Genomic DNA, 16739 nt, shown 5'->3' on the forward strand with positions numbered 1-16739 from the left:
AAACTCCTTTAGCTAGAAGAATCTTTGAACTTTAGAAACGAGAGAAACTGTGAGGGTTGAAGCTGGGACAAGAGAATTGTGCACAGGCATAGCAGGAATCCGAGCCACTGAATGGTGCTCAGGCTCTCTCCAAGAATCACGAGACCGAGCAAAGTCGCTACTAGTGGTGAAAGCAGTGGCAGGAACCCAGCGGAAACTGCAGATACTTTGGCCAGTCCAGAGAACCAAGCCCAGTAAGTGAGCAGGCCACCCACAAGTGAGAGCCAGAGGTAACCCATTAAAGAGGTGGAAGTAAGCGCTGGGGGATTCCCTTCGAGAAGAAACGCTATGGGGATGAGCATCAAGCCCGACCAACTCAACAGCCAAGATGTCCAAGTGAATGCATCGGTGGGGCGCCCCCATCGCTTTGTCAGTACAATTCCGAGAGCCATGCTGGCGGTCCCGACTATCCCTGCTGCAATGCCAACCCAATCGAGGCTAGCTCCGGGAGCGAGGACCATTATTGCAATTCCAAAAACTCCGCATACCGCCCAGCCAATGCGCCAGAAGGTGGGACTCTGTGCTGTGAGTAGCCATGCGAAGGTGATCACGAAGAGAGGCTGACAGGCGGCTAGCACAGACGCAATTCCTCCGGGAAGTCGATACGCGGCCAAGAACAAGAGCGGAAACCAAATGCCGATGTTCAACACGGAAAGTATTACTGATCGGATGATCCAAACGCCTTTCGGAAGGAAGCGGCAAATCAGTAAACCGAGGATCCCTCCGGGTAGTGCCCTCAGGACGCTAGACCAGAAGGGAAATCCCGCTGGAAGAAGTTGGCTTGTTACAACGTATGTGGTGCCCCAAACTATTGGCGCAGATGCGGTGACTAGTGTCCACAAGAAATTGTCACGCGACGTAAATTGAGTACTGGTCATATCTAACCTCATTTCTTCGCTACTGAATCGAGGAAGAATTCAGGTTTAAGGCTTCTAGCGATTTGAGCTGCGGCATTTACCACTTCAACCATCACGTCAAAGTTCGCCGTTTGGGAGCGATTATCGGTCTCTGAATCAATGGCGCGCATCACAAACTTCGTGATTGCCTTGCCGCGAACCCCCTGAGAACTTGCATTTATGAGAGATCTTTGAACTGCTTTTTCCACCAGCTCGTCGTCTAGTGCGATCTCCTTACTAGGTGCAACTAGTATTAGGAATCCTCCTGGGCCAACAGTCTCGATGTGTGTGGCAGCTGCAGTTGCTATTTCAATAGGGTCTTGACTGAAACTTTCTAGGAATGCACCGGATTTTCTGCAATAGAATGCGGGAAATTCTGATGTCCCGAAGCCTACAACTGGTACCCCTAGAGATTCCAAGACCTCCGAAGTCTTGGGAATGTCCAAGAACTTCTTTACACCTGCGGATACAACAATTGTTTTACGACTCGAAATCTCATGTAGATCTGCAGATACATCCAAAGTCTCGGAAAAATCCCGATGAACACCTCCAAGTCCTGCTGTGGAGAAGATTCTGATACCTGCAAGTTCACATATTGCTATAGAAGCACTTGCTGTTGTGGCCCCCACCTTCCCTTGAGCTATGCAGAGTGCGATATCTCGAGCTGACACCTTGATAGGCTTCGGGTCATCGGTCAATAACTCCACATCTTTCGGACTGGCGCCTATGCAGATCCGTTTATCTCGAATAAAAGTTAGAGCAGGAACAACCCCGTTGGATCTGATTATCTCATCGCAAGCGTTAAACATCTCCAGGTTGCGAGGATAAGGTAAGCCGTGGGAGAGAACATTCGACTCTAGGCCGAGGATTGGAAGGCCGTTGGATAGTGCGTTTTGGACCTCGTCGGAGTATTCGATAGGTACATTATGCAAGGTAATCAGGCTCCCGAATCAACGTGGCTCGTTGAGGGATTAGCATTTTTTCAACTACAGCTTCCTCCCAATCCCTCTCATCTATGGAATTTAAGCGAATTGATACTTTTCCAGGCTTTGTAGGGAAATGTGCGGCAATCACTTCCGTTACTTCGTCAGCGAGTGCGCTTCGATCTGAGTCCGACATTGAGTTGGGGAAATGATAGATTTCAATATGGGGCATGGTGCTCTCCTACTTATTTACGGTTGACGAATAGTGTTGAAAATCTCGAATTGTATTGCCAAGTGTGGTTACAAATGGCGGCTTTAAAATCTCATAATGATCTACTTCCACTTCGATCGATTTCATGAATTCACCATTTGCGCTGAGTAGTGCATCAATAGACGAGTATTTATCGCCCTTTGCTTTTACGACCAGTGTGGGGCAAACTGGCTGGTAGTGCTCAATCTCGTCAAATGTATACTCGAACTGATATTGCGTAGCAACGAGCCTGACGATGCGTGACACCTGACCGTAACTAATGTCTTTATTCTTTGCGTGAATAAATTTGATAGCATCCTCAATTGTTTGACAGCTCCGCCGAGCTGAACGAAAGTCGTCCGCTCGTAGGGGTGAATTGAATACGCTTAGAAGCATTCCTAGAAATTCTGGATTGTCGACACTGCTATCTCGGGAACCGGTTTGCTCAATGCTGTTGTCTGGCGCCAAAGTGGGATTTCCGGGGCAAAGGAGTGTCAGCGAACGTACTTGCCTTCCCATTTGAGCCAGTTGTGTTGCTGCCTTGATGGCTACACGTGCCCCAAAGGAATATCCAATTAAATTTAACTCTGCATTCTTAGGTAACAGTTGAATATCCTTACGCGCTACTTCGTCGAGGTCTTTTAGTATTTCTTCGCCTTCATTTAGACCCTGGGCCTGAATGCCAAGAACGCGGCCGTTGAGATTCACAGATCCGGCGAGTTTCCTCAGATTGAGTGGAAGACCGCCGAGACCGGGCCACATTACTGTACAAGTTTGGTTCGTGATATTTGTGGCCGGTTGGATAAGGTCTATCGCGCGAGATGTTTCACGGCTGCCACTAATACTATCGGCAAATTTCTCGAGGGTTGGATTTGCGAAAAGCAACTGTGGCGATGCCTTTATTCCAAGGTTTTCGCGAAGTTGCGAGATTAGCATCATTACTCGGATTGAGTTCCCGCCGAGGTCGAAAAAGTTGTCGTTCGCGCGAATGTCAGTGCACTTTAGAATTTGAGACCATGCTTTCGCCACGGCAATCTCATTCTCTGTTTCGGGGAGTCGGCCATTTCGAACTTTAGTCTTGAACTTGTCGGACGCTATCGAGACTAAAGCTTTCCGATCAATCTTTCCGTTAGCAGTACGGGGAAGTTGGTTCATTACGACGACACGGTCAGGCATCATGTAGGAAGGGACTTTTTCTTTGATCTGCCGTGTGATGATCTCGGTCGGTCCTTCCATGTGTACTTGGTCTTCGTTCATACCGCGATGAGAACGTTGTTCCGCTGAAATAGGCCCAGCCAGTGCATAGTAGAAGGCCAGCTCATTAAGAGATTCGTCAACATTGAGGATCTGCGCCGCTTTCAGTGCAGAAGGAAGGGGATTGCCGCTGAAGGAACTGTAGCCAGATGACATAAAACCCAATGAAGGGCATCGTGCTTGTAGCCTGTGCAGGGCTGCGCCTAACGAAACGTAATGGCGCTGAGCCTCAAGTTCTTCTCGAATGAAGTATAGACCGATGCCGAATGATGACGAAGAAAACACCTCTTGATTTATGGCTATCACGTCGGATTGAAGTATTGAAGTAGACGTTTTGTAGGCTTCAAGCTGACCGTCTACGTACTTGTAAACACCAGGCTCCGCGAGTTCGGATTCAGTCGGCACCGTAATAAACCAGTTGGGTTCTTCCAGATACGTGTGAGTTTGAGACTGCGAAGAGGAATCGAACTCGAGTGTCACGCTTCCGAGGTAGATGTCAGTTGGTGAAACTGGAACGATACTCTCGGGACGTGTGCCTTCCGAAAACCTTGGGATGAGGCTTGTTCCTTCGAGAAGATCTCGAATGAATCCTAGTAAGTGACCAAGCTCGAAGTATTGAACCTCACGCACGTTCTTCTTATAAACCTTTGATATTGCCTCGGTATGCGAAATGAAATGTAACTGAGTTCTGTCGCACGGGTTGTTGCCTGGAACTTTCAGAAGGGTGCCCTGGACAGGATCAAAATAGAATAAAGACCCTGCTAGTTCCGATTCTGGCCCAAAGCTTATGAAAGTCTGGATAGAGTACAGGGATCCCGGAGATGCGTACGAATACTTCGGAAGCAGACGTGAATCGCTAAAAAACGCAGATAATCCGCATAGAATTGCAGCGATTGGATCCTTCTCTATATCCGGTACTAGTTCTTGAAATAACGGATGTGGTGTGGGACCGTGGTTAGCAAAGAGTTGCGCCAACTTATCTATGTCATCAGTCGATACGTCTCCGCATCCAAAAGAGCGGTAAGTCTTCCTTTGAAAGCTATACTCTTCAATCGCATTAGTGAGGCGACCAGCCATTTTTTGCGAGAAGTCCAGGCTGGGTCCGACTAGATCGCGTCGAACTCCCAAATTCGATAGCTGAGCTTGTACTTGGAGATGACTTTCTTTTGACAAATGGTGCGTTTCAGCTTCAGAACCATCCATAAGGGGAGCCGCATTTGGCGACAGTTGCATAAATGCGACCAATGATTGGGAGGAGGTGACGTTCTCGTCTGAAACTACTACGCACTCAGCTCTAGTCACCCATGGATGGGCCTGGTAGTGGTGGGATATTTCGTCAAGTTCAATGCGATTTCCGCGCAGTTTGATCTGATTATCAGTTCGTCCAACAAAGATGAGTTGACCATTAGAGTCGCAACGGATGAGATCTCCTGTTTTATAAGCAGGTGATCCTGCAATTTCGAAGAAGCGCTTATCTGTTTCTGCTTCGTTATTTAAATACCCTAAGCCGACTTGTTCGCCACAAATAATAAGTTCACCCTGTGCATGAGGCCGTGGGCGTATGAACCCTTCTCCCGAACCTGTGTCCAAATAGAATGAAGTGTTCGCTACGGGAGTTCCAATTGGCACCGAACCTATTTCACGTGAGGAGGCGTCTATGCTTGTGTTGATGCAAAAAGCTGAAGCGTTAATTGTACATTCGCTTGGCCCGTATAAGTTTACTATTTCTATAGACGGGTTCTGCTCTCTGATTTCGTGAACTAATTTCCATGAAAGTGTCTCTCCGCCAGAAAAAAGTTTTGACAGTGTGCTCATTTCACGGAAGCCGTTAATATCAACGATTGCTTGAATAAGCGCGGGAACAGCTTGCAGGGAGTTGATCGACCCTTTCTTGACATCCTCAACTATTTTGCAGGGATCTCGGTAGGATCCAATGGATCCTTGAACGGCCATGCTTCCGGCTAGTGGTGCGAGAATTTCCCATTGAGCAGCATCGAATCCAATTGGTGTTTTCTGAAGAATTCTCGTGGTGCAAGAGAGGTGAACCTCAGCTGAAAGCCAGCACAGCTGGTTGTGAATGTTTGAGCGAGAGATAGAAATTCCTTTGGGTCTCCCAGTCGAGCCCGACGTAAAGATAGTGTAGGCGAGGCCCTTCGGATCTGTGAGCAGATCAGTAGCGCTAAATGAACTGAACCCCTCGGAAGCTAGACTTGAAGCAAGATTGAAGAACGCCTCGGAAAGCTGAATTATTTCGCGATCAAGTCGCCACGGTGCGCACTTATCTGGAGAGACGTCTGTAAACACAAGTTCACATTTTGAGTCTTCCAGAATCTGACAAATCCTCTGTTCTGGGTAATTCGAATCTATCGGAATGTATGACTTGCCCTGTGAGAGCGCGTAAATCGCTAGTAGTGAAACATGCAATCCAGGTTGACACACTATGGCAAAATTTGACTTTCCAGTCAGAACGGCCTGGATCTCTTCGATACTGGTTGGACCTAAGTCTTGTTTGTGAATCGGCTGGGTGCGCATCGCAGGTACCTGTTTTCGTGGGAGGAGAAAGTTTGGTTGCACAGAGTGAGTTGTCAGGGGTATGTTTTGCTGAAAAATCGATCGCCGAAATCACCAATACCCGGTAGCATAAAGCCATTAGCGTCTAGCTTTTGTTCGATCGAAGCAACCACGAACGTTGCCTGTGGGTGATTCTCTTCCGCGTACTTGATCCCATCGGGTGAGGCGAGATAGTTGACAGAGATAATTGAGCTTTCCGAAACACCGGCCAACATCAATCGATCCATTGCTAAAGACAGTGATCGACCTGTTGCAACCATTGGTTCAAATAGGAGCACTGTCGATGACTCGATGCAATCTGGGTATTTTTCGTAAAAGAATGTTGGATTTAGGCTTTTAGGGTCGCGCTGCAGTAAAATCTTTCCGATTGGAGCACCGGGCAACACTTCGCGAAAAGCTTGTTCAATGCTTTCTCCAGCTCTGATGACGGATACGCCGCAGATCTCGGTTTTTATCTCGACCCCGTCGAAGCTGGCTCCGGTGGGAGTTTCCACCGTTCGCTCCGCATATTCCGCAAAGTTCAGCGCGTACTCAACTAGCATTCTGTTCACTCGGGAAGTTGCCCAAGTGAAGTCTTTTATATTTGAATCTCGGTTCCGCGCAACAGTTTGTAATGAAGATGCAAATTTACTATTCGGGAGTAGATGAACCGGCATATCGTAATCTACTCCTCGTCGAGTTCTTTAAACTGACGACGACTCTCTTCTGAGAACTTTTCTACGAGATGCCGGTCTTTGCGACCGTCCTTTCCTTCAAGGCCCGTGTGGGCATCAACTCCCGCTGGCCTTACGAAAGCAATAGCTTCTGCAACGTTAGTTGGATTGAGCCCGCCGGCAATGATCACCGGCTTTCTTGTAGACTCCACGATCTTCTTACTAACGGTGAGATCGTGCTGGAGCCCTGTTGCTCCTTTGGCTCCTGTGTCCGGGTTGTAGGTATCTGTTAGGAACATGTCGACAACGTCCTCCATTTCTCGGACGGTGGACAACAGTTGACTATGATTATCCTGTTTGACGACCAAGCTTTTAAGGATTTGGATGCTCGGATTCATATCTCGGAGGGCCTGAACTTCTTCGACGCTTATGTCGCCGTGGAGTTGGACTGCGTCGAAGTTTAGTTCTTTAACCAGGCTAGTGAGCTCTTCTGCGCTGGAAGAGTAGGTGATCAGTACAAACTTCGCTTGAGACCCAAGCTGTTCGATTAAATGTTTGGTGTCTTCTTCGGAAATATCATCCTTGCCAGATGGAAGACGAAGTGGGATACCAAGCCAGTTGGCGCCACTCTCGATCGCCAGCTTCGCTTCTTCGATGTCATGAATTCCTGCAACTTGGATTACTGGGTCCATTGATCATTTCCTTAAATGTGTACTGACTGGATAATCAAGAAGCTTAACAGAAAAGACATACATGCGTTTTCTACTTGGGTAAACTCTTGGTAAAATTCGACCCTCCCAATTAATATAGGTATGATAAATAATATAAAAGGGGAAAACCTAATAGCTAGAATGCTAAGAGACCAGAGACCGAGCGCGCTGATTGAGCAATGGATCGAGACAAGGCCCGATACCGATATTCGGGGAATGTTGGTGACGAGTCGAATTATTCACTTGCGACAAGCCTTAGAAGATGTGTTGAGCGATTGCCACGAATCTGTAGGTCTGCGGGGATGGGAGTTCGATGTTCTAGCAACTCTCCGCCGCCAGCGGCCCGGGGTTCGGCTCACCCATAAGGAACTCTCGGACCTTGCTATGGTTTCGAAATCGGCCATCTCGCAGCGGATCGATAGACTTGTAGATCGTGGTCTGGTGAGAAGGGTGGAAAATCCTGATCAGCGTCGGGAAGTATTCGTAGAACTTACTGAACAAGGTTATTTGCTCGTCGAAAGGGTAATTGATGAGCATGCTTCTTTATGCTCAGAATTTATCTCACCGTTAAATGACGATGAGTATGAACAGCTTAATGGTCTGCTCGATAAGCTGCTGATTAGAAGTGAGCAAGCCCCGGGGTACCCATCCAATCTTTGAGTTGAGATCGCTAGAATCTTATAACTATCCACTCCTAGGGTCAGTACCTACTGGTTCGCGCGATCTGGGTGAATGATTTTAATCGATAGGATCGTGCCTCTTGGCCCAGTACTTCTCCGTCGCTCGAATCTGCACTTCGACCTGTTCGTAGTCCGAGTGCTGCCGACTGCTGGAAATCTCCGGACTGATGAACAGTCGTCACGCCCCGCTCCACCGCCCGTCGCTCGCCAAACGGCAGGGGTTGCGGTGAGGGGCATTCTTTGATCGTCACCTGGATCGGAGGACTTCACCCTTTGCTCGCAGAGGGGGCACCATAGTTTCGGAGGCAAGTGGGCTTAGGACGCGCGCTAGCCCAGAGGAGCGAAGCCCCTTGCGGGAGTAGGCACGTCCTCGCTCCAGGACCGTATTTATGCCTACAACGTCATTGCGTCTTCGAATTTGATCTATCCGCACCGTGGTTCGGCTGCTAGGCTGTGGGGTGTGACGAGTTAGTGTTCGTACACAACAGCCCCCGAAGGCTGCTATCCTTCGAGGACTGTTCTCGGGCCTTACGGCCCGAAGTGATCAACGATGGTGTGAACCAACTTGACCACTTCGGTCGAGAGCTTTACAATTCCCGCCACCAGACAATGCTGAGCTGCGCAAAGCTACCCGAAACCGGGGCCAGTTCCCGAACGATACAGCAGCACTGAAGACGCTTTGGCTGATGATTTGCAACATCGAAGACAAACGCGCTGCCAAACGCGCGAAGCAAGCCAAGCGCGCCGTTGAGTGCAACGGGTATACTGAAGGAGCGAAGGCCAATGGCTGGAAACAAGCCATCGACCAACTAGCCGTGGCATACCCAGACCGATTCGCGGACTACCTGTAAACCACCCCCGCACACAAACTATCGGACGCTCTCGCACTAGGCGCAACAGTGCCGCCAAGCATCTACAGGTAATACAGGCAGAGTTGCCTGCCACTTCCCCACTGGCCCGCGACGCCGGCACACTCGCTAAGTTCGTGCGCGGCACAGAGAAATCTGTCCCAACAGTGCCCTGCAGATAGCCCGGACGAACTTCTAGGTCTGGCCACCAGTCTCAAAGAGAAGCTGGAAGACGCTCAATAAAAGGAAACTCCCCAGTGCTTCTCGTCGCTGGAAGCACTGGGGAGAAGCCACCTGCGGGGGTGCGGGGGATTGTGGCTTTTTGTTTTCCTTCCGTCCGACTATGCGCCGGGGGAAGCGCGCTGCGGACACCCAAAACCATACCGCGTTTACACGCGCCCGCAACCGGAGTGTCTCTCGGCAAGTTAATAGCTTTAAAATTCGGGATGAGTATATATGCATATGTGTATATCGGCATATGAGCATAAAGTGATTTTTAATTCAGCCCCTACTCAACGGGTTCCATACGTATAGCATCATATACACACATACGCATGTCACTACCCAGGTAGATCCTCCCTGAATCTATTCTTATTGTATGACTCGAGTAATTTCCGTAATTCAGTCAAAGGGTGGGACAGGAAAGACCACACTTTCAGTAATGCTCGCAGAAGCAATTCGGGAGATGGGCTATACGGTCGCAGTCGCAGATGGCGACCCCCAGCAATCTGCCACCCGATGGGCAAGCAAAGTGAAGGATTTTCCATTTCCTATCGAATCTGTCCGCAGCTCAAGTGACTTCTCTGGAGTTGTCAGGAGGGGGAACAATCCGAACTTTCTTATAGTCGACACCCCTCCAGGCGGTTTAGCTTTCATAACCGAAAGCGCCGAGGCTGCCGATTTAGTCCTTCTTCCCACTGGTGTGTCCCCGATGGATATTGACCGAACGCAGGTAACGCTTTCTTGGCTAATAGAAATGGGGATACCAACAGCAGTTGTTCTGTCGAATGTCGACAGAAGGGAAAAACTTCTAGATGAAGTCCATGCCGAGCTGGAGGGTGACGAGACTGCAGCGCTTGCTGACACAGTCATCCCAACGAGGGCGGCTACACGTCGTGTTTTCGGAACAAAGCCCAGCAGTACGAAGGTGTGGGATTCTTTGGCTCGAGAAGTAGTCGCAGCATTTGAGGATTAAGGGGTAAACGATGGCAATTCCAAAGGCTAAGAATAAGGCGCGGGAAGAATCGCTTGGAAATAGGTCGGAGAGCTCGCCCTCAACAAAGATGTTCGCTCAAGCTAATGATAAAGCGACACGTCTTCAGTTGTACGTCCGTGATCGACAATTGATCAAAGAGCTCAAACTCGCTGCAGTGGAAGAAGAGAAGAGTATCTCCCAACTTTTTGAAGAGTGGGCAACACGATGGCTCGAGGAAAGAAGCTGATTACTGGTGTATATACCTATATACGCACATGTGTATATAGGTATATACACATGTGCGTATTAGCGCTTTGAACTCGCTGTTTTCTAAAGCTCTGGACTTTGTTCTTCTTCAAGATCGTCGGTGGGAGTTTGTTCCTCGTTGTCGTGGTTGTTGCTGTGGGTAGTGGTGATGTGCGGTGCGTCGTCTAGGCCGAGGCTTGCGATAAAGTCCATGCTTGCTCGCGCGCCCTCGTTCAGTCTGCTGGTGTCTTCGTCTTGGGTGTTGTCGGCGTTTTCATTTTCTGTTGTGGTCTCGGGTGCTGGTTGCTCTTCTTCTACGGTGTTTTGGGCGGCGGCGTCTTGCTCATCGTGGTGAGTCTCGTCATTGTCTGGTTCGTAGGCAGCAGCAATGGTTTCTGCGACCATGTCGCGGATTGCCTCTTGTGCTGGCTCGTCTACGCCTAGGCGGCGTAGTTCGTAGGTGCGTTGTGCGGCAAGTAAGTTGACTTCATCAGCGATGTAGCCTGCATGATCGGCAACATCGTTGGGGATTTCCTCTGCACGCAAGCGCGTGGCGATGTCTGCGCGATCAGCGAAGTCCATTTTCTCGCGGCGAATCGAATCGAGTCGTTGTTGAAGCTTGTGGACGTGCTCGCTGTCGTGTTGTACGGCAGCGTTTAGGCGCTTGTCCCATTCTTCTGTGTCGTCGGCGCGGTAGCAGATTTCCTCCCACAGACCTGCCTCCGGCAAGTTAGCACCAGTATCCTCAATGGCCTGCTGAGCAAGCTTGCGGCGCTGTTGTGCTTGTTCAAGACGCTTGTGTGCATGGTTTATGCGCTGTTGGTACGTGCCGTATCCATCGACGTCGTGGTCGTAGGCCCGCTCGGCTACCGGGCGGGTGTAGTCCTCTGCCAGTAGGCGTTGGTGCTCAATGTCTGCGCGGGCTGTTTCTTCTTCGCGAAGGGCTGCACTGTGGTCTGCCATGGCCTGCTCGTAGGCGCGAATGCGCCCAGCATCAAGGACTACCTGCTGGTAGTCAGCCTGTACCTCATTTGCGGCTGCGTCTTTGTCCTCGTGGAGGCGAGTAGTAATACTTGCTTCCTGCCAAGTCAGCGATTCCACCTTGGAACTAGCAAAGCGTGCGTGCTCTACCAACACAGACTGGTTAAGCCGGTTGAGGTTATGTTCTTTACCGGTAAGGCGGGTGGTCTCCGCGCGGTCGTAAGGGTTGTGGGTGCGCAGCCACGTGTCGAGTTCTATATCTGTCTGACCAGATACAGGAGGCAGTTGGTTGCGTTTGCCCGTATCGCGCAAGCGGAGTTGTTCGTCTAGGCGGTAGCGGATAAGCCGTGCCGGATCATGGGCGTTGTCAATATCGCGGGTAGCAGCGTCCATGACGGTGCGCGGATCAATGCCCGCGTCAATCAGTTTTACCCAGCCGTGGCGGATAGGTTCTGTGCCGTCATCGCTGGTCTCAATCTTTCGGGAAAGGTCGCCGGGCAGGGTATCGATCCAGTCCGGCAGGTAGGCGTCGATGAAGTCGTTGGTGGCTTCGTCTTTGCCCATGAGCCACAGGCCCATCATGCGATCGGGTGAGGTTTGCTCGTCTACGACCTCGGCGATGACCTCGCGTGCGGCCTTCGGGGTGGTATCGCGAGAAATGGCTTTGTCGAAGACGTCTCTAGCGCTGGGGGCGTGGTCTATGCCTTGGTAGTGGTAGTGGCCGTCTTCGGCAAGTTCATCTAGCTGGTGCTCGGTAACGGCATAGATGTGGTTGGCGATTTTGCCGCGTGTAAGTGCGACATACAGCCCTGCTCTATCGACGTGATGGTCAATGACCGCGCGGGTGCAGTCCACGGTGCTGCCCTGGGCGCGGTGGACGGTAGCCGCATAGCCTAGCTGCACGTTGTCGTGGACGTAGTCTGCTGGCAGGCACAGTTCGTCGCCGGTGGTTTGGTTGCGGGCGGTGATACTGCCGTTCTCGGCAATTCCGGTGACTGTCATAAGCGTGCCGTTGTTGATACGGGTACTGGTAGCAGTCTCATCGTCGTAGAAAGTCTGGTTTTTGCGCGCCAGAATCGTATCGCCTAGACCGGCTTTTTCGCCTCTAGAAAGCTGGGCTTCCACGGTGGTGTCAACAACGCTGTGGGCGATGTAGTGGGCGCGGATTGTCTCGTTGAGTTCTGCTACATCGCGGTTGGTGGCAGCAATAAGAAGGCTGGTTTTACCGCTAGAAATATCCGCCAAGTAGTCTGCTGCGGCTTTATCTAACATGTCGCTGCGTGCGCCACCATTGACCCAACCGCGCTCGGAATAGAAGTCAAAGGTAGACCGATCACCTTCGCGCAAGCGCAGACTCGTGGCGGATTGCTCACGGTCGCCGCCGAAACGTACGACTTCAGAAAGCTGATTATCAGTGCGCTCGGCAGCGTTGACCATAGCGCCGAACAGACCACCGTTTTCTACTGCACCTAGCTGTTTATGGTCACCGATAAACCGCACGACTGCGCCTGCTTCTTCGGCAATCTCTAGCAGTGAGCCGATGTTAGGGGTCGAGGCCATGCCGGCCTCATCGACGATGATCATGTCGCCAGCGTTAATGGATACTGGAAGGTCTTTGAGACTATGGCCGGGCTTTGTTGGGTGGTTTCCCCGCCAGGTGTAGGTGAGTTTGTCGATGGTAAAAGCGTCAAAACCTAAGTCCTCAGACAATACATCTGCGGCTTGTGCAGAGGGTGCCAGGCCAATAACGTTGCGGCCCTCATTCGCCCAGACGTTGGCGACAAGACGCATAGACGCGGTCTTGCCGGTGCCTGCCGGGCCCACGCCAGTAGCCGCCAGTGTGCCGCAAGTAAGGAGGTAGCGCGCCATGGATTCCTGCCCGGCGTTAAGACGGAAACCAGCCTCCCTTTCATGCCCATCAAGAGCCTCATCAATCGCGCGAGAGGGAGCGAATGCAGCCACCGGTTCGTTGAGCGCGGCCAGTGCCTTGTCTTCGGTATCGAGAATGTCCTGGGTAGTAAAAAGCTCACTATCAGCACGGGTGTCTCGGGCCTGTCCTGCCGTGTTTTTCAAAGACTCGGGCAATTCCAGGACGTCGAAATCATTCAGCGCAATGGCCTTATCGCGCACGATAGCTTCAACCACAGTGGCATGGATAAGGTCGCGCTCGGCGAGCGACGCGAAGCGATAGCCTTGGAGTTTTCCACCCGCAGCAGTAGCTACATGCGAGGTACGAAAGTAAGAACGACGCCTAGTTACCGTAGCTAAAACGTCGTCAATAAGGCCCGACAAGTGCTCATGAGCGTCAAATAGTGGGCGCTCATCGTGGCCAGAATTTGCGGATAGTTGGGCAATAGAAGCTAGTTCTTCTTGCCCGTTGTCGCGGGCGGATACTTCGTTTTTCCAGCCTGCGCGAAGCTCTGACAGGCTTTCTGGTTCACGCTTTGCATCACGGGTTTCCAAGATAGCTTGCTGCCATAAACGGCCTACCTCAACCGAGTTTGGCGTTGTGCCGCGAGCGGCAACAAACTCGTCGACCAGGCGCTTGTAGACCGGCTCCGCGCCGCGTCGACGCTTAGAAAAAGACTCCATCAACGACTCGGAAACACCCTCGATCTCCCACGTTGGTTCCTTATTTACACCGTGGTCGCGGGCGGTAAACGAGTAGCCCATGTCGTTGGATAACAGGGTATTCAAGATGGAGTCATAGCGGTGCGAAATGGCTTGAGCCTGCTTGTGCAGTGCTTTGGAATCAAGCGATAGCCAGCGCCCGTCTTCAGCCTGAACCTTGTTAGATACCAGTACGTGCGAGTGCAGATCCGGGTCTCCTGCGCGCGTATCGTAGTGCTTAAACTCAGAGGCAATAACGCCTTTCGTCTTGACTTGTTCACGCCCCTGTTTGCCGGAACGAGTAAAAAACACGTTGTCTTCTGCCCACGCCATAGCCTCTTTCACGGCCTGGTGATGAAGCTTTTCAATGCGCCGCGCTGTCTCTTCATCAGACAACGCCCACACCACAGAAACAGACTTCGCAGGCGAAAAAGTAAGGTCAAAACCCGAGACAGATTGGCGCACATTGTCTTTAAGGCCATTGACCCAGTTGACGATTTCCCGGCCCGATTGCGGCTCAACACCGTGTTCTTCAATGAAAAATTCTCGGCCAATATTCTGCACTAATTCGGCACGTTCCTGCTTTCCCATCAGCGTGCCTGTTGTCTGCCGATAGCGGCGCTCAGCGTCACGAAGTGCCACCAAAACCGGCACATCATTAGTGAAGTTAGCGAACGGTCGGCCCAGCTGCACGTCCTTGATTTTCTGTCCTTCGGACATCTTCATATCCGCATCTGGGTGCAGGCCCTCGCCATATAATGCGGCCATTTGCGACTCGGTAACTTCCCCACCCTGCACGACGTTTTCGGTGTTCAAACCGGCAAGACCAGAGCCCAACCAACGCCCCGGTGGGGTTCCTTTAGCGTCGTAATACTTCGACAAACTTGGCGCGTCTGTTGGCCCATCGTTGGTAGCCACAGAGCGCAACAGGTACTCATATCCTGTTCCGCTGTTGACTACGCGCAGGGTCATCATGCTCCCTAGTCTAGCAGGCAAAACCCGATTAACACTAAGAGTGCCAATAGTGTGTTGTGAAAAGGGCGCTCGCACCCGCCGCTACAGGTCTACAGCGCTGTCGAAAGCCTACAGGGATAGTCCGCTGATTGCTTCCGGTTACACCGAACTTCCCGCGTGGTGTTTGTGTCAGGAGTGGAGCGGTACGTTCGCTGGCATTGTGGGGTTTATGGTTACCGCAAGTAGAAGTTTGAAGAAGCGTCAGGAACTGCGTCAGCATCTCGAAGAAGGACAGCGTAAGCTTCGCGACCGGAAAAAGAGCATCAACTCGTTGCTCAGCCTTATTGATCAGCGAGACGAGTTGAACGAAAAGATTGGTGAAGTCTCACAGTCCATTATCGACCTAGGCGAAGCTAAGGAATTTGTGCGCGAGCTCGTCGATATGAGCCAACGAGATTTCAACGCAATGCTCAAGACTGCTCAGGAGTCTTCTCCTAGTGTGAACGATTCACCTAGAGAAGACGAGTCGCATACTGGCGACAGTGAGTGCCAGGACGTTGACGAAGCCGCCAGCGCCGCTGAGGGCGCTGGCGGCGATGGTGACCATGAGAAGGGTGGCCAGTAGAAAGAAAGACAGTCTTCGGGGTTGGTAACTGCGACTACTGTTGTTCGCTCGGGTCGTAGTACTCGCCGGGGTTGGCGGGCGCGGCGTCATACGGGTTGGAGTATGGAGAGTCGTTGGTCTCGTCCGTAGCGTGCTCGTAGTCGTCAGCCATGGAGCCAACCATCACGCCGAGGAAGGTAAGGAAGTACCAGGCGATTACTCTGCCTAGGCTCTGATGATTCCTGCCACCAGTCCTGCGCGTCATATCTGGGCGATGAGCATCCAGGCCGGTATGGCGATGAGTGCAGCTGGGGATATGGTTGGTAGCCGATAAAAGGCAGTGCGTCCACGGAGGCGTCCTTCCTCTCTGTGGCGCGCGCCGCTCATGATGCTGTTAAAGAGTTTGCGAAGACTCCTCCAGTCTTACATATGGTAAACATTGTTTACCATTGCTGCCAAGGAGAGGATACTGCATATGAAACAAGCACCCCACCCTTCCGGACGTGTGGTGTCTGTACGGATGCCAGATGAAATCATTGGGACCTGACCCCTGTTTGGTAGACACCTGATATCCAGCCCAGTTGGGTTGGGAAGAAAGGTAATCTACCACCATGCCTAGGTACTCCGAACAGTTCAAACGTGATGCTGTGGCCCTCTACGAAAACAATGAGGACCTCTCACTTCACGCGGCTTCAGCAGAGCTTGGAGTCAATCGCTCCTCACTTTATTCCTGGATCAAGCAGTACGGCTCGACGCTCTCTGCGATAGGACAGGACGTAGTCGAGGTTTCTACTTAAAAATGGCTATTACAGCCATGCTTCCCAAACTAGAAGAATCCCATTGGAATCAAGTGGCTGCAGACTTCGAAGAGAAGACAATCAACAACTTGTTTAACCAAATAATGCTCAACGGACTAAAAGACGAGCCCGAAGAACAAGAACAAGAGTGATTCCACTAATGCCTTAGGTTCCGAGCAAGCTTCATCAAAGCAAACAGCCGATAAAGCTTCTTGGCAAGAGCCGCCACCATTACTAAATCTCCCGGTAAGTCACACTGATGTGATTTAATAGGCGGAGAAAATAAAAGCCGCGCCCCACATTCGTGGGGTGCGCAGCGCGAGCGGCACACACCCTCGGTTCGAGTCCAGGGCGCGCACGTTCCTCAAAACATGAGGAAACCCCCGCATCATCGAGCGCCAACTCTAGCGGGGGTTCAAACCAAAAATCGACACCACCGTGTCGGTTAAGACTTTACCACTTCCATACGGACAGTGAGCAAAGCACAACACGGTCGGTGTCGATAATCCGAAAGGAGACTAAGGCACC

Annotated in this window: 12 protein-coding genes and 2 pseudogenes; 7 read left to right on the plus strand and 7 right to left on the minus strand. The window is 51.3% G+C overall.

Annotation, left to right across the window (positions count from 1 at the left end):
* Positions 1-8 precede the first annotated feature (8 nt).
* From CAURI_RS00075 to CAURI_RS00095, 6 genes are read right to left on the minus strand one after another with little or no spacing between them, the layout of a single operon-like run.
* A complete protein-coding gene (locus CAURI_RS00075; RefSeq protein ID WP_012468092.1) occupies positions 9-929 on the minus strand; it encodes an EamA family transporter in 921 nt (306 codons plus the stop codon).
* Positions 926-1867, minus strand: coding sequence for a pseudouridine-5'-phosphate glycosidase (locus CAURI_RS00080; protein ID WP_012468093.1), 942 nt, complete (start codon positions 1865-1867; stop codon positions 926-928). The genes CAURI_RS00075 and CAURI_RS00080 overlap by 4 nt, the downstream gene beginning before the upstream one ends.
* Positions 1860-2090: a tautomerase family protein gene (locus CAURI_RS13700; protein ID WP_157753241.1), complete on the minus strand. Its 231-nt coding sequence runs from the start codon at positions 2088-2090 to the stop codon at positions 1860-1862. Before CAURI_RS13700 ends, CAURI_RS00080 begins: the two co-directional genes overlap by 8 nt.
* 9 nt (positions 2091-2099) lie before the next feature.
* A complete protein-coding gene (locus tag CAURI_RS13430; protein ID WP_100067412.1) occupies positions 2100-5894 on the minus strand; it encodes an AMP-binding protein in 3795 nt (1264 codons plus the stop codon).
* A 53-nt stretch (positions 5895-5947) separates the two neighbouring features.
* The gene (gene upp, locus CAURI_RS00090) at positions 5948-6589 is read right to left on the minus strand and encodes a uracil phosphoribosyltransferase (RefSeq protein WP_012468095.1); all 642 of its coding nucleotides are present in this window, start codon (positions 6587-6589) and stop codon (positions 5948-5950) included.
* Between the two features lie 8 nt (positions 6590-6597).
* Positions 6598-7278: a phosphoribosylanthranilate isomerase gene (locus CAURI_RS00095; protein WP_010187804.1), complete on the minus strand. Its 681-nt coding sequence runs from the start codon at positions 7276-7278 to the stop codon at positions 6598-6600.
* A 159-nt stretch (positions 7279-7437) separates the two neighbouring features.
* Between CAURI_RS00095 and CAURI_RS13435 the strand changes: the two genes are divergently transcribed.
* The 4 genes and pseudogenes from CAURI_RS13435 to CAURI_RS00115 all read left to right on the plus strand — a co-directional run bounded on the left by CAURI_RS13435 (position 7438) and on the right by CAURI_RS00115 (position 10266).
* Positions 7438-7956, plus strand: coding sequence for a MarR family winged helix-turn-helix transcriptional regulator (locus tag CAURI_RS13435; protein ID WP_010187802.1), 519 nt, complete (start codon positions 7438-7440; stop codon positions 7954-7956).
* 628 nt (positions 7957-8584) lie between these two features.
* Positions 8585-8827, plus strand: a pseudogene (locus tag CAURI_RS00105) (IS256 family transposase); the annotation flags it as partial.
* A gap of 595 nt (positions 8828-9422) precedes the next feature.
* Positions 9423-10019 carry a ParA family protein gene (locus tag CAURI_RS00110; RefSeq protein ID WP_012468097.1) on the plus strand — a complete coding sequence of 199 codons (597 nt, stop codon included), beginning with the start codon at positions 9423-9425 and terminating at the stop codon, positions 10017-10019.
* 10 nt (positions 10020-10029) lie between these two features.
* Positions 10030-10266: a hypothetical protein gene (locus CAURI_RS00115; protein WP_010187791.1), complete on the plus strand. Its 237-nt coding sequence runs from the start codon at positions 10030-10032 to the stop codon at positions 10264-10266.
* 83 nt (positions 10267-10349) lie between these two features.
* On the opposite strand, the gene mobF is transcribed toward CAURI_RS00115, so the two are convergent.
* The gene (mobF, locus tag CAURI_RS00120) at positions 10350-14831 is read right to left on the minus strand and encodes a MobF family relaxase (protein WP_029158875.1); all 4482 of its coding nucleotides are present in this window, start codon (positions 14829-14831) and stop codon (positions 10350-10352) included.
* Positions 14832-15060: 229 nt separating this feature from the next.
* Here mobF and CAURI_RS00125 point away from each other — a divergent pair, with 229 nt between their 5' ends.
* From CAURI_RS00125 to CAURI_RS13905, 3 genes and pseudogenes are all read left to right on the plus strand, one after another.
* On the plus strand, positions 15061-15435 hold the full coding sequence (locus CAURI_RS00125) for a 3-deoxy-D-manno-octulosonate 8-phosphate phosphatase (RefSeq protein WP_236660799.1): 375 nt from the start codon (positions 15061-15063) through the stop codon (positions 15433-15435).
* Positions 15436-16025: 590 nt separating this feature from the next.
* Positions 16026-16166: pseudogene (locus CAURI_RS00135) on the plus strand (transposase); the annotation flags it as partial.
* Between the two features lie 47 nt (positions 16167-16213).
* Positions 16214-16363 carry a hypothetical protein gene (locus CAURI_RS13905; protein WP_010187846.1) on the plus strand — a complete coding sequence of 50 codons (150 nt, stop codon included), beginning with the start codon at positions 16214-16216 and terminating at the stop codon, positions 16361-16363.
* Positions 16364-16739: the final 376 nt, after the last annotated feature.

This window comes from Corynebacterium aurimucosum ATCC 700975 (genome assembly GCF_000022905.1).
GTDB lineage: Bacteria > Actinomycetota > Actinomycetes > Mycobacteriales > Mycobacteriaceae > Corynebacterium > Corynebacterium aurimucosum_F.